We start from the raw sequence: 13,628 nt of genomic DNA, 5'->3' as shown, positions 1-13,628 counted from the left end.
CGGCGCGGCCGCCCCGGACCCGGGTGGTCCGGGGCACCGATGGATGAAGGACGCGTCTGGTGATTCCCGAGGATCTGCGATACACCGCCGAGCACGAGTGGGTGGCGGGTGATGGCACGGCTTCGATTCGGGTCGGCATCACGCACTTCGCGCAGGACGCGCTGGGTGACATCGTGTACGTGCAGTTGCCCGAGGCGGGTGCGGTGGTCGCGGCCGGCGATTCGTTGGGTGAGATCGAGTCGACCAAGAGTGTGTCGGAGATTTACGCGCCAGTCGCCGGTACGGTCGCGGCGCGCAACGAGGCGTTGGGTGACACGCCTGAGCTGATCAACACTGATCCGTACGGTGAGGGTTGGTTGGTGGAGATCACGCCGAATGATCCGACGGCTACGGACGGGTTGCTGACGGCGGCCGCGTATCAGAAGATCACCGAAGGCTGAGTGTGCTTGATCCGGCGCGTGGGATGTCTGCGCGCGTCCGGTTGCCCTGCATTTCGGCGCTGGCTAGGCTCGCCCAGTCGACCGAGTACCCAATAGTTGAGCGTTGCGGAATTGCCTTCCCGGGCACGGGGAGCCAGCCGCCGGGTGTTCGAGTGCCCGGCGGCCAGACCCGCCATTACCCGACGCCGACCGAACAGATCCGTGAGGTGGTCCCATGACGCGGCCAGACGACGAGTTCCCCCCGCTCGACGTCACTTCGACGCTCAATCTCGGTTCGCTCGACGAAGTGCTGGAGGGGCCGGACACCGATGTGGTGCCGAGCCGGATGTCCGGTTCGTTGCCGCCGGGTATGGCGCTGCTGGTGGTTCGTCGAGGCCCGAATGCGGGTGCCCGGTTCTTGTTGGACCACGATGTGACGACCAGTGGCCGGCACCCGGACAGTGACATCTTCCTCGATGACGTGACGGTGTCGCGTCGGCACGCGGAGTTCCACCGTGACGGTGGCACGTTCACGGTGCGCGACGTGGGCAGCCTGAATGGCACGTATGTGAATCGTGAGCGGGTCGAGGCGGCCACGTTGAGCAATGGTGACGAGGTCCAGATCGGTAAGTTCCGGGTGGTGTTCATCGCCGGTCCGCGCCCGGAGGAGGAGGCCGGCCGGGGGTGAACGAGCCTGCGGCCTCCACGTCACCCGGGGCGGCCCGGTCTCAGCCGCTGATGAGCATCGGTGAGGTGCTCGGGCAGTTGCGGGTGGATTTCCCGGACACCACGATTTCGAAGCTGCGGTTCCTTGAGGCTGAGGGTTTGGTCGAGCCGCAGCGGACGGCGGCGGGTTACCGGAAGTACAGCTGGGACGATGTGGCGCGGCTGCGGTTCGTGTTGACCGCGCAGCGGGACAAGTACCTGCCGTTGCGGGTGATCCGTGAGCAGTTGGCGGAGTGGGATTCGTCCGGTGAGCAGCCGGGGCGGTCGCGGCCGGCGTTGGTGGCGGTTGGCCCCGATGGTGCGGTGCCGGGTCGTGAGTCTGCGGAGCCGGCCGAGTCGTCGCAGGTGCGGCTCGGCCGGGCGGATCTGGTGGCGCGTAGTGGGATCGACGAGTCGACGTTGGTGGAGTTGGAGCGACTCGGTGTGTTGGTGTCGGATCCGCCGGGGTGGTATGACGCGGACGCGTTGATCATCGCGTCGGCGGTGGCGGGGTTGGCGTCGTACGGGTTGGAGCCGCGGCACCTGCGGGGTTATCGGACGGCGGCGGACCGTGAGGTCGGTTTGTTCGCGCAGTTGGTGGCGCCGTTGGCGCGGCAGAGTGATCCGGCGGCGCGGGCGCGGGCGGCGGAGACGGCGCGTGAGTTGGTGGCGTTGTCGGAGCAGTTGCACGCGGCGTTGGTGCGGGTGGGTTTGCGCTCGACGTTGGGTCGGTGAGGGTGCCCGGCGGGTGGTGGCTGAGCGGAAAGATCTCTTCCGGGAAGCGTGCCGTAGGCTTGCCGGGGTAACCCCTTTCTGGCGCGGACGTGGTGCTGTAGCGCATGGGACGGCCGTGTCGCGGTCCGTGTACCGTGCAGGGAAGGGCGCGGTGCGGCGTAGGTGACAACGACACGGAGGCGGCGGTGCGCGAGCTGAGCGTGGTCGGAGTTCGGGTGGAGCTGCCCAGCAACCAGCCGATCGTCCTGCTCAGGGAGGTCGAGGGGGACCGCTATCTGCCGATCTGGATCGGCGCGGTCGAGGCGACGGCTATCGCTTATGAGCAGCAGGGGGTCAAGCCGGCCCGGCCGTTGACGCATGATCTTCTGCGGGATGTGTTGGCGGCGTTGAAGGCGCCCTTGCAGGCGGTGGAGATCACCGAGCTCAAGGAGAACGTGTTCTACGCGGATCTGTTGATCGGTGATGGGGTGCGGGTGTCGGCGCGGCCGAGCGATTCGATCGCGTTGGCGTTGCGTGTCGGTGCGCCGATTCGTTGTGCGGAGCAGGTCCTCAGCGAGGCGGGGATCATCATCCCTGATGAGCAGGAGGACGAGGTGGAGAAGTTCCGCGAGTTCCTGGAGCAGGTGCGTCCGGAGGATTTCGCGGGCTGAGGTGAGCCTCGGCTCTGCGTCTTGGCGTCACGGTGGGTGACGCTCCGGTTCGGTTGGTGATCTTTCTCGGTGGCTGCGCGGCGTGTCGCGTCGGTTCCTCCGTGGTAACCCCTGAAGGTGGCTATAGGGTTGCCATGTCGAGGGGTGCGCGTCCCGGAAACGACGCGTCGCCACACTGACGGGGAGGTTGTCCGGATGCACGAGCCGCGGGATTCCGATCCGGGTGGAGAGTTGGACGAGCCGGGTGCCTCGTCGCCAGGTGTGGCGACTGAGGGTGACGGTTCTGTCGGCTACCGGGGAGTGACGGCCTGCCACGCGGTGGGCATCAGTTACCGGCAGTTGGATTACTGGGCGCGGACGACGCTGGTGGTGCCGAGCGTGCGGGACGCCTCAGGTTCGGGGACGCAGCGGTTGTATTCGTTCCGGGACCTGGTGGTGTTGAAGGTCGTGAAGCGGTTGTTGGATGCGGGGGTGTCCCTGCAGAACATCCGTAAGGCGATCGAGGCGTTGCGGTCGCGTGGTGTCGAGGATCTGGCCGGGATCACGCTGATCTCTGACGGGACGACGGTGTATGAGTGCCGGTCCCCGGAGGAGGTGGTTGACCTGTTACAGGGTGGCCAGGGCGTCTTCGGGATCGCGATCGGTGGGGCCTTCAAGGAGATCCAGGGGTCGCTGTCGCATCTGCCGGCTGAGCCGGCGGTGAGCGGCCCGGTCGAGCCGGCGGCGGCGGCGTCGGAGCCGATGGGTGATGAGTTGGCCGCGCGGCGGGCGCGGCGGCGGGCTGGCTGAGTCACCGGGGCGTTCGGCGCGTCCGGTTTTTTTCTGGCTGGTTTTCTCGCGACCGTCGGTGACGGTCGTTCGGGTTGGTGGATCTCTGCGCTCCACTGTGGACACGGTGGGTGGCGCTGCGGTGGCCGGCTGTGAGATACGCGCCGGTAATAGTGACGCTGTGTGTTGGTCAGATGTCGGGATCCCGATCGGGGGGCCCTGACCGGAGACGATTGACACGCTATGGTCCGACACGGTTCCGGCGCGGTGCCGCTGTGGTACGTCGATGTCGCTCCGTGGGCCGTTGCCCCTCCGCGTCGACCCCGCGCGACCTTTCACCCCCCCGGAAGGAACGACCGTGACGGTTACGGAAGAGACCGCTCCCGCCTCGCACTACGACCGCATCGGCGGTGCCAGCTCGGTCAAGGCGGCCGTTGACCTGTTCTACGAGAAGGTCCTCGCCGACCCGGAGTTGGCGGGCTATTTCTCCGATGTGGACATGCCAGGTCAGCGGCGGCACCTGACGTTGATGTTGACGACGGTGTTGGGTGGGCCGAACGAGTACACCGGTCGCGGGTTGGCCGAGGCGCACCAGCCGTTGAACATCCCGGTGGCGCACTACGCGAAGGTGGGTGGGCACCTGACGGTGACGCTGACCGAGCTGGGTGTGCCGGCCGACATCCTGGCCGACGTGCGGACGGTGCTGGGGCAGGTGCAGGACCAGGTGGTGGCCGCCGGGAACCGGTCGGGCGCCTGAGCGTGGACGCGGCCCGACTCAAGCAGAGCTGGTCGGTGGTCGCTGGCCACGGCGACCAGGTGCCACTCTTCTTCTACTCGACGTTGTTCCTCGCTCATCCTGAGACGCGGCAGATGTTCCCCACGAACATGGCCGGGCAGCGGGACCGCCTCGTGACCGCGTTGGGCCACATCGTGTCCAACGTGGACCAGGTGGACGGGCTGGTGGGTTTCCTGCAGGATCTCGGCGCGGACCACCGCAAGTTCGCGGTACGCGCGGAGCACTACCCGGCGGTCGGTGAGGCGCTGTTGGCGACGTTGCAGCATTTCCTCGGGGAGCAGTGGACCGCCGAGTTGGCGCAGGACTGGGCGGCCGCGTACGGGTTGGTCGCCCAGGTGATGACGGAGGCCGCGCAGGCCGCTGAGGCGGTGAACCCGCCGTGGTGGGTGGCGGAGATCGTGGCGCACGAGCGGCGGGCGTTCGACGTGGCGGTGTTGACGGTCCGCCCGCAGTACCTGTTGCCGTTCACCCCGGGTCAGTCGGTCGGGGTGTCGCATCCGTCGGTGCGGTCGTGGCGGTACTACTCGCCGGCGAACGCGCCGCGCGCGGATGGCACGCTGGAGTTGCATGTGCGGGCCGCGCCGGGTGGTGCGGTGTCGTCGCGGCTGGTGTACGGGTCGGCGGTGGGGGATCGGATCCACCTGGCGGCGCCGGTGGGGGATCGGCTGGGGTTGTGGTCGGCGGGTTCCGGTGATCTGTTGTTGCTGGTGGCGGGTACCGGCTGGGCGCCGGTGAAGGCGTTGGTGGAGCAGGTGGCCGCGGAGGGTTCCCGGCGACGGGTCGACCTGTACGTGGGGGCTCGTTCCCGTAGTGAGCTCTACGACAGCGACGCGATCGACAAGTTGGCGTCGTCGTACCCGTGGTTGACGGTGACCTACGTGGTGGGTGCCGACGTGAACCGGCCGGGGGAGTTCGTGCACGCGGTGGACCGGGCGTTGGCCGACGGTGACTGGCGTTCCCGGCACGTGTTCGTGTGCGGGTCGGACGAGATGGTTTCGCACGCGGTGCGGGCGTTGGTCCAGGCGGGTTTCCACGCGGGTCAGGTGCACCACGAGGGCCTGGGTGAGCAGTGGTACGGCTCGGCCTGGCGTACGGCGGTGCAGCAGTCGACCGCCGGTGACACGTCGGAAGGTGGGCACAGGTGAGCGCGAGGAGGGACCTTGCGATCCCCGCAGTCGCGAACGGAGGTGGGCACAGGTGAGCGCGATCCCGGTCAGTCGGTACGACGGGATGCAGGTTTCCGGCGGTGTGCAGGTGCGGATGACCGCCGATCGGGTTCGGCGGTGGGAGTTCGGCGCCGCGTCGTTCGCCCGGCGCGGTTACGAGAACGCCGACGTGGATCGGTTCCGGATGCAGGTCGCCGACGAGTTGGACCTGTTGGCGACGCAGATCGCGACGTTGCGGGCGGAGAACGAGCGGTTGACCGACCGGGTCGAGTTGCACCGGCATGGGGTGATCCCGAGCACGGGGGCGGCGGCGAAGGCCCCGGCGGCGCGGGAGGTGAATCTGCTGTCCGCGGCGCAACGGGAGGCGGAGCAGATCATCGCGCAGGCGCATGACTACGCGCGGCGGGTCGCCGAGTACGCCCGGGTGCAGTACGAGAGTTACCTGCACGCGGCCGAGGCGGAGGCGAAGCAGGAGGCGGAGCGGGCGGTGACGGAGTACCGCAGCGCGGCTGGGTCGAGCTTCGACGACACGGTGGCGACCCGGGAGGCGTTGCGGATCTTCGGCGAGATGATGGTGTCGCACATGCAGGCGGCGGCGCGGCATCTCGACGACGGCAGTGAGCAGTTGGCCCGCACGATGGACCGGATCGCGGCGGAGACGTCGGGGGCCCCGTTCGTCGGCGGTGCGGTGGGGCAGTCGGCGTTGCCGAGGCACCAGCAGCGGTGACCTGCGCGGGTGGGGTCCGCCGAGGGTGGGCCCCACCCGGCCGTGCTGGGGGTCCGCCGGTGTCGCTCAGCTGAGGCGTTGCGCGGTCACGTAGGTGGCGAACGCGCCGATGGGCGCGGTGAAGCGGTGGTCGAGTGGTTGCGGGTCCATTGCTCTCCTCGCGTGCACGGCGCGGCGGGCCGGTCAGGTGGTGGCGGCGCGGATGGCGTCGGCGATCGGGGTGGGCCCGCCGACGAGTTCCAGGGTCGCGCCGGTGGTGTGTGGTTCGTCGAGCAGCGCGACGAGGACGTGGGCGACGTCGGCGCGGCTGATCGCGCCGCGCCCGGCGTGTCGGGTGAGGGTGACCCGGCCGGTGGGTTGGTCGTCGGTGAGCCGCCCGGGTCGCAGCACCGTCCAGGCCAGGTCACGGCCGCGCAGGTCGTCTTCGGCGGCTCGTTTGGCGCGCAGGTACGCCGCCCACACGTCGTCGGTGCCGGCGGTGGGTGTGTCGTCCACGCCCATCGAGGAGACGAGCAGGTAGCGGCGGACACCGGCGTGGATGGCGGCGTCGGCGAGCAGCGCGGCGGCGCCCCGGTCGACGGTGTCCTTGCGGGTGGCGCCGCTGCCGGGGCCGGCACCCGCCGCGAAGATCACCGCGTCGGCGCCGTCGAGGTGCGCGGCGACCTGGGTGACGTCGGCGTGTTCCAGGTCGCAGACGACGGGGGTGGCGCCGGCGGCGCGCAGCGTCGGGGCCTGCTCGGGGTTGCGGATCAGGCCGACGGGGGTGTCCCCGCGCCCGGCGAGGTGACGTTCCAGGAGTAGGGCGATCTTGCCGTGGCCTCCGGCGATGACGACACGCATACGCCCAACCTAACGGATCGGGCTCCTGCGCTGAGGCCGCCGAACCCTTGACCTTGACCTTTGGTCAACCCCCACTCTGGTGCCTGTCGGTCGCCGTGACCGGCACGAGGAGGATGCCGACGTGGGGCTGCTGACCATCGGAGCGTTCGCGCAGGCGGCGAGACTGACGCCGAAGGCGTTGCGCCTGTACGACCAGGTGGGTGTCCTGCGGCCGGCCGCGGTCGATCCCGAGTCCGGTTACCGGCTCTACGACCCGGACCAGGTGCCGCTGGCCCGGCTGGTCGCCCAGTTACGTCGCATCGGTATGCCACTGGCCATGATCCGCACCGTGTGCGGGTTGGAGCCTGCGGCGGCGGGTGCGGCGGTCACCGCGTACTGGCAGCAGGTCAGTGCCGATACCGCGGCGCGCGGGCGGCTCGCCACCTTCCTCGTTGATCACCTGTCCGGAGGGGAAACCACCATGTCCCACACCAATCCGAGGCTTGCCGTCCGTTACGCCACCGGTTGTGAGACCGGGGCGGTGCGCGACAGCAACGAGGACGCCGCGTACGCCAGCGAGCGGTTGTTCGCCGTCGCCGATGGCATGCGGGGGGCTGGTGGCGCTGCGGCCAGCGCTGCCGCCATCAACGCCCTGCGGCCGTTGGAACTCGCCGAGGTGCCGGCCGTCGACCTGCTGACGATGCTGGCCGGTGCGGTCACCGACGCCGACCACACCGTACGTGGGCTGGCGTCCGACGATCACCAGCCGGTCACCACGCTGACCGCGTTGCTGCGCAGCGGCTCCCAACTGGCGTTGGTGCACATCGGTGACACCAGGGCGTACCTGCTGCGTGGGGGAGAGCTGTCCCTGCTCACCCAGGACCACACCTGGGTTCAGGCCCAGGTGGATCAGGGCAGGCTCGACCGGGACCAGGCGGTGGCGCATCCCCAGCGCGCTGTGCTGGTGCGTGCCCTCGGCGGCGGCCAGGAGGTCGAGGCTGATCTTGCGCTGCGTACCGCCCTGCCCGGTGATCGGTACCTGCTGTGCTCCGACGGGCTGTCGGCTGTCGTCGACCGGGCCGCCCTGCGGGTGGCGTTGAGTGCGGGGACCGATCCCGCGCACACGGTGCAGCGGTTGATCGCGCTGACTCAGGCCGCAGGGGCGCCGGACAATGTCGCCTGCGTCGTCGCGGATGTCGTCGCGGTGTAGACGTCAGGCCGCCCGGGGGTTCGGCGTCGGCGGGCGTGTTGAGGCAGCATGGAGGGGTGACGGAGAGCCTCGACGCGTTGACCTCGCTGGTGGCCGGCGGTGGGGTGGTGGTGCTCAGCGGTGCGGGCCTGTCCACCGAATCGGGTATCCCGGATTATCGGGGACCCAGCGGGGTGGCCCGGCGGCACACACCGATGACCTTCCAGGCGTTCACCCGGGATCCCCTCGCTCGCCGGCGCTACTGGGCGCGCAGCCACCTGGGGTGGCGGTTGATCGCGGGTGCGGCGCCGAACGCCGGGCACCGGGCGGTGGCCGGGTTGCAACACGCCGGTCTGGTCGACGCGGTGATCACGCAGAACGTCGACGGTCTGCACGGTGCGGCCGGCAGCACGTCGGTGATCGAGTTGCATGGTCGTCTGGACGAGGTGACCTGCCTGGACTGCGGCAACCTGACGTCCCGGGAGGAGTTGGACCGGCGGCTGCGCGAGGCCAACCCGGACTTCGTGGCCCGGGTCGCCGCGGTGAATCCGGACGGTGATGTGGATCTCCCCGACGAGCAGGTGGCGGCGTTCCGGGCGGTGGACTGCGGGATCTGCGGCACCGGGATGTTGAAGCCGGACGTGGTGTTCTTCGGTGAGACCGTCCCGCCGCAGCGGGTGGCGCGGTGCTTCACGGCCGTGGAGCAGGCCCGGTCGTTGCTGGTGCTCGGGTCGTCGTTGACGGTGATGTCGGGGCGGCGTTTCGTGATTCGGGCGGCGAAACAGGGCATCCCGGTGGCCATCGTCAACCAGGGGCCGACCCGTGGTGACGACCACGCCGCCGTGTGCGTCGACGCGCCGTTGGGTGCGCTGTTGCCGGAGTTGGCCGCACGGGTCGCCGGTGACGCGGCGACGCCGCTGCGGGTGTGAACGCGCCGCCCGCCAGGGGGTAGGACATCTGCCGGAAACACCGGCGCTGGTAGCGTTGACCACGCCGGTAACACCCACGTGGGAGAGACCGCCCGACAGCACGCAGGGCGGCGCCGAAGGGGCAAATCCTCCCCGGAACCTCTCAGGCAAAAGGACCTCGTGGGCAGGCACTGTGGAGCGCCCTTCGGGGTGCGACAGAGGGGGAGGCCGACACGTCGACCTCGCCCCGGGAGTGCCCCCATGACCGTAGAGCAGTTCGCCACCCGTCACATCGGTCCCGGCCCCGACGATGAGCGTCGAATGTTGGAAACCGTCGGGCACGGCTCGATCGACGAGCTGATGGACGCCGCGATCCCCGAGGTGATCCGCTGGCACGGCACCCTCGACCTACCGGACCCGGCCACCGAGGCCGAGACGATCGCCGAGCTGCGGGCCCTGGCGGCGCGCAACACCGTCGCCGTGTCGATGATCGGGTTGGGTTACCACGGCACGCACACCCCCGCCGTGATCCGCCGTAACGTCCTCGAGGACCCGGCCTGGTACACGGCGTACACGCCGTACCAGCCGGAGATCAGCCAGGGCCGCCTCGAAGCGCTGCTGAACTTCCAGACGATGGTCACCGACCTGACCGGGTTGACCACCGCGAACGCCTCCATGCTCGACGAGGGCACCGCGGCCGCGGAGGCGATGACCCTGGCCCGCCGGGCCTCCAAGAGCAAGAGCGCCGTGTACGTGGTGGACGCCGACGCGTTGCCGCAGACCATCGCGGTCATCACGAGTCGGGCGGAGCCGCTCGGCATCGACGTGCGGGTCCTCGACGTCGAGCGTGACGAGTTGCCGGCGGAGTTCTTCGGCCTGCACCTGCAGTACCCGGGGGCGTCCGGGGTGGTCCGCGACCACGCGACGCTCGTCGAGGCGGCGCACGCCGTCGGCGCCCTGGTGACCGTCGCGGCGGACCTGCTGGCGTTGACGCTGCTGCGGGCACCGGGGGAGATCGGCGCGGACATCGCCGCCGGCACCACCCAGCGGTTCGGCGTACCCATGGGCTTCGGTGGGCCGCACGCCGGTTACCTGGCGGTGCGCTCCGGCCTGGAGCGGATGCTACCCGGGCGCCTCGTCGGGGTGTCGCGCGACGCGGACGGCAACCCGGCCTACCGGTTGGCGTTGCAGACCCGTGAGCAGCACATCCGGCGCGAGAAGGCGACCAGCAACATCTGCACCGCGCAGGTGCTGCTCGCGGTGATGGCCGGCATGTACGCGGTCTACCACGGCCCGGACGGGCTGCGGGACATCGCGACGCGTACCCATGGCATGGCGGCGCGGCTCGCGGCCGGGCTGCGCGCCGGTGGCGTGGACGTCGCGGACGTCGCGTTCTTCGACACCGTCACCGCGAGCGTGCCGGGACGGGCGGCGCAGGTCGTCGCGGGGGCCGCCGAGCGTGGGGTGAACCTGCGGCTGGTCGACGCCGACCGGGTGGGTGTGTCCTGCGACGAGACGACGACCGTCGCGCACCTGGCGGCGGTGTGGGCGGCGTTCGGCGTGCCCGCGTTCGACGGTGACGCCGACTCGGCGCTGCCGGCGGCGGTGACGCGGGCCAGTGACTTCCTGACCCACCCGGTGTTCCGCAGTCACCACTCGGAGACGGCGATGCTGCGCTACCTGCGGCGGCTGTCGGACTTCGACTACGCCCTGGACCGGGGCATGATCCCGCTCGGGTCGTGCACGATGAAGCTGAACGCGACCACCGAGATGGAGCCGGTCAGCTGGGCGGAGTTCGCGAACATCCACCCGTTCGCGCCGGACGACCAGACCGTCGGGTACCGGGAGATGATCGGCCAACTGGAGTCGTGGTTGGCCGAGGTGACCGGCTACGACGCGGTCAGTGTGCAGCCCAACGCGGGTTCGCAGGGTGAGCTGGCCGGGCTGCTGGCCATCCGGTCCTATCACGCTTCCCGGGGTGCGGCGCACCGCGACGTGTGCCTGATCCCGTCGTCGGCGCACGGCACCAACGCGGCGTCGGCGGTGATGGCCGGCATGCGGGTCGTCGTGGTGGCCTGCGACGAGGACGGCAACGTCGACCTGGTCGACCTGGACGCGAAGATCGACAAGCATCGCGACGCGCTCGCCGGGATCATGGTGACGTACCCGTCGACGCACGGGGTGTACGAGACGGGCATCGCGTCGCTGTGCGCGAAGGTCCACGACGCCGGTGGGCAGGTGTACGTCGACGGGGCGAACCTCAACGCGCTGGTCGGGTTCGCGAAGCCGGGCAAGTTCGGCGCGGACGTGTCGCACCTGAACCTGCACAAGACGTTCTGCATCCCGCACGGCGGCGGCGGCCCGGGCGTCGGTCCGGTGGCGGTGCGCGCGCACCTGGCGCCGTTCCTGCCCGGTGACCCGCTGGGCGCGCACGCGGACGCGACGCCGGCGATCTCGGCGGCGAACTACGGGTCGGCGGGGATCCTGCCGATCCCGTGGGCGTACCTGCGGATGATGGGCGCGGCCGGGCTGACCCGGGCGACCGGTGTGGCGGTCCTCGCGGCGAACTACGTGGCGGCACGCCTGCGGGGGCACTTCCCGGTGCTGTACGCCGGCAACAAGGGTCTGGTGGCGCACGAGTGCATCCTCGACCTGCGGCCGTTGACGAAGGCGACCGGCGTGACCGTGGACGACGTGGCGAAGCGGCTGATCGACTATGGCTTCCACGCGCCGACGATGTCGTTCCCGGTGGCGGGGACGCTGATGGTGGAACCGACCGAAAGTGAGGACCTGGCCGAGCTGGACCGGTTCTGCGACGCGATGATCGCGATTCGGGCCGAGATCGAGCAGGTGGGGTCGGGGCAGTGGCCGGCGGGGGACAACCCCCTCGCCAACGCGCCGCACACAGCGGTCATGGTCAGCGGTGACGAGTGGTCGCACCCGTACCCGCGGTCGGTGGGCGCGTACCCGGCCGGGGTGGACCGGGCTGGGAAGTACTGGCCGCCGGTGCGGCGGATCGACGGCGCGTACGGCGACCGGAACCTGGTCTGCTCGTGCCCGTCGCCGGAGGCGTTCGAAGACTGACAACGGGCGAGCCGGGGCGGGCGGTACGGCCTGCCCCGGCAGCCGCTGCGACCTGGGCGGGACGTCCCTTACCGGGGGACTAGCCTGGGTCGGCGGCGGCTATTCGGTAACGCTTAGTGGTCGATCAAGCCACGAGGGCGTGGCGGGCGGGGCCGCGGTGCGGTGCGATGCTGCTGCCGTCGGGGAGCAGCTCGCCGGTGTCCTCGAAGACGATGACACCGTTGCAGAGCAGGCTCCAGCCCTGCTCACGGAAGCAGGCGAGCACTCGTGCGGCTTCCCGGTCGGTGGCTTCAGCGGAGGGGCAGGTCGGTTGGTGCTGGCACATCGGGTTCTCCGGACTGTGGGGGCACTGTGTCATGGTTCACATGACCAGTGACGCACAGTACCAAGCGAAAGTGTCCAGCATCGACCAGGAGTCGGCCTGGCGTACACGAAATCCACTGAACGGATGAGGAAGATCGGACCGTACGGCGTGGAAACGCTCCCACAGGTGCTGGTCGATGTGCCGGCGGCACCGGCCGCGTGCCGGGGCGCACTCACCGAACGCGCGCGCCTGCAGTGGCGCCGCAGCGACGGCGGCGACCCGCGGCCCTCGCCGAGGAGTTCCTCGCCGCGCACAGCCTACCGCTGCACGACCTGACCCGACCCGCCACCGCACACCACGACACCGGGGCCTGCGGCGCGGCGCTCTACCTGTCCGCCGCGGCCGGGGCGCACCTGGCCGGCGCACCCACCACGGCACCCGAACCCGCGCCCACCCTGCCCGACCTCACCGTCGTCGTCTACGACCACGGCACCACCGGCACCACCCGGGCCACACCACCCGGCCCACCAGCACCGTGGTGGCTCGGCGAATGGACCGAGAGCTGGACCCCCCGCCAACACGCCGACGCCGTCGACGCGGTCCGCGCCGCCATCGGCCGCGGCGACGTCTACCAGACCAACCTCGTCGGACACGCCGCCGCCCGCTACACCGGCGACCCGCTGCCCGCCCTGAGCCGCCTCGGCGCGCTCCCCGGCGCCCGCTACGGCGGCGTGCTCACCGGCGACGGCTGGGCGATCGGCTGCGCCTCCCCGGAAACCCTCGTCGAGGTCACCGACGGGCACCTGATCACCCGACCCATCAAAGGCACCCGCCCGGCCACCGCCGCCGGCCGCGCCGAACTCCTCGCCAGCGCGAAGGAACGCGCCGAACACATCATGATCGTCGACCTGGAACGCAACGACCTCGCCCGCATCGCCCGCACCGGCACCGTCGAAGTCGACGACCTGTTCGCCGTCCGCCGCTGGTGCGACCTGTGGCAGGCCGAGTCGACCGTACGCGCCGCCGCCGCCGAAGGCCTCGGCCTCGCGGACCTGCTGCGCGCCACCTGCCCCGGCGGCTCCGTCACCGGTGCGCCGAAACTCGCCGCCCTGACCCAGATCAACGCCCTCGAACCCGTCGGGCGGGGCGCCAGCATGGGCGCGCTGGGCTGGGTCGCCCCCGGCCGCGTCGACCTCGGCCTGACCATCCGCACCGCCGCCGCCGACGGCCAACACCTGCACACCTGGGCCGGCGGCGGCATCACCTGGGACAGCGACCCGACCGCCGAGGTCGCCGAAGCCGCCGCGAAGACCGCCCCGATCCGCGCCACCCTGGCCGGGCGTTGAACCCGCCGCCAC

The 13,628-nt window shown here is 70.5% G+C and carries 13 protein-coding genes, 1 pseudogene and 1 riboswitch; of the genes and pseudogenes, 12 read left to right on the top strand and 2 right to left on the bottom strand.

Annotation, left to right across the window (positions count from 1 at the left end):
* The first annotated feature begins 59 nt into the window (after window positions 1–59).
* The 8 genes from gcvH (at window position 60) to PCA76_RS16760 (ending at window position 5,966) form a co-directional block, all read left to right on the top strand.
* Complete coding sequence (gene gcvH / locus PCA76_RS16795) at window positions 60–440, top strand: glycine cleavage system protein GcvH (protein ID WP_272611370.1); 381 nt, start codon at window positions 60–62, stop codon at window positions 438–440.
* A 214-nt stretch (window positions 441–654) separates the two neighbouring features.
* Complete coding sequence (gene odhI, locus PCA76_RS16790) at window positions 655–1,107, top strand: oxoglutarate dehydrogenase inhibitor Odhl (protein WP_007071101.1); 453 nt, start codon at window positions 655–657, stop codon at window positions 1,105–1,107.
* A gap of 50 nt (window positions 1,108–1,157) precedes the next feature.
* On the top strand, window positions 1,158–1,859 hold the full coding sequence (gene ftsR, locus PCA76_RS16785) for a transcriptional regulator FtsR (protein WP_272619437.1): 702 nt from the start codon (window positions 1,158–1,160) through the stop codon (window positions 1,857–1,859).
* Between the two features lie 185 nt (window positions 1,860–2,044).
* Complete coding sequence (locus tag PCA76_RS16780) at window positions 2,045–2,509, top strand: bifunctional nuclease family protein (RefSeq protein WP_124774070.1); 465 nt, start codon at window positions 2,045–2,047, stop codon at window positions 2,507–2,509.
* A 195-nt stretch (window positions 2,510–2,704) separates the two neighbouring features.
* The gene (locus tag PCA76_RS16775) at window positions 2,705–3,298 is read left to right on the top strand and encodes a MerR family transcriptional regulator (RefSeq protein ID WP_272611369.1); all 594 of its coding nucleotides are present in this window, start codon (window positions 2,705–2,707) and stop codon (window positions 3,296–3,298) included.
* Between the two features lie 337 nt (window positions 3,299–3,635).
* The gene (locus tag PCA76_RS16770; protein ID WP_272611368.1) at window positions 3,636–4,034 is read left to right on the top strand and encodes a group I truncated hemoglobin; all 399 of its coding nucleotides are present in this window, start codon (window positions 3,636–3,638) and stop codon (window positions 4,032–4,034) included.
* Window positions 4,035–4,036: 2 nt separating this feature from the next.
* A complete protein-coding gene (locus tag PCA76_RS16765) occupies window positions 4,037–5,218 on the top strand; it encodes a globin domain-containing protein (protein WP_272611367.1) in 1,182 nt (393 codons plus the stop codon).
* Between the two features lie 52 nt (window positions 5,219–5,270).
* A complete protein-coding gene (locus PCA76_RS16760; protein WP_272611366.1) occupies window positions 5,271–5,966 on the top strand; it encodes a DivIVA domain-containing protein in 696 nt (231 codons plus the stop codon).
* A gap of 183 nt (window positions 5,967–6,149) precedes the next feature.
* Here the strand turns inward: PCA76_RS16760 and PCA76_RS16755 are convergent, their stop codons facing one another.
* Window positions 6,150–6,806, bottom strand: a complete 657-nt coding sequence (locus PCA76_RS16755; protein ID WP_272611365.1) for an SDR family oxidoreductase — start codon at window positions 6,804–6,806, stop codon at window positions 6,150–6,152.
* Window positions 6,807–6,927: 121 nt separating this feature from the next.
* Here PCA76_RS16755 and PCA76_RS16750 point away from each other — a divergent pair, with 121 nt between their 5' ends.
* From PCA76_RS16750 to gcvP, 3 genes are all read left to right on the top strand, one after another.
* Entirely contained in the window at window positions 6,928–7,995 is a 1,068-nt protein-coding gene (locus tag PCA76_RS16750; protein WP_272619435.1) for a MerR family transcriptional regulator, read from the top strand.
* A gap of 56 nt (window positions 7,996–8,051) precedes the next feature.
* Window positions 8,052–8,903, top strand: coding sequence for an NAD-dependent protein deacetylase (locus PCA76_RS16745; RefSeq protein ID WP_272611364.1), 852 nt, complete (start codon window positions 8,052–8,054; stop codon window positions 8,901–8,903).
* Between the two features lie 69 nt (window positions 8,904–8,972).
* Window positions 8,973–9,071: riboswitch (glycine riboswitch) on the top strand.
* Window positions 9,072–9,143: 72 nt separating this feature from the next.
* Complete coding sequence (gene gcvP, locus PCA76_RS16740) at window positions 9,144–11,966, top strand: aminomethyl-transferring glycine dehydrogenase (protein WP_272611363.1); 2,823 nt, start codon at window positions 9,144–9,146, stop codon at window positions 11,964–11,966.
* 124 nt (window positions 11,967–12,090) lie between these two features.
* Here gcvP and PCA76_RS16735 read toward each other — a convergent pair whose 3' ends face one another.
* On the bottom strand, window positions 12,091–12,291 hold the full coding sequence (locus PCA76_RS16735) for a DUF5999 family protein (RefSeq protein WP_007460326.1): 201 nt from the start codon (window positions 12,289–12,291) through the stop codon (window positions 12,091–12,093).
* Between the two features lie 123 nt (window positions 12,292–12,414).
* Here PCA76_RS16735 and PCA76_RS16730 point away from each other — a divergent pair.
* Window positions 12,415–13,616: pseudogene (locus PCA76_RS16730) on the top strand (chorismate-binding protein).
* The last annotated feature ends 12 nt before the right edge of the window (window positions 13,617–13,628 follow it).

Origin of the sequence: Micromonospora sp. LH3U1 (assembly GCF_028475105.1) — a bacterium.
GTDB lineage: Bacteria > Actinomycetota > Actinomycetes > Mycobacteriales > Micromonosporaceae > Micromonospora.
This window is presented reverse-complemented; position numbering and strand designations above follow the sequence as displayed.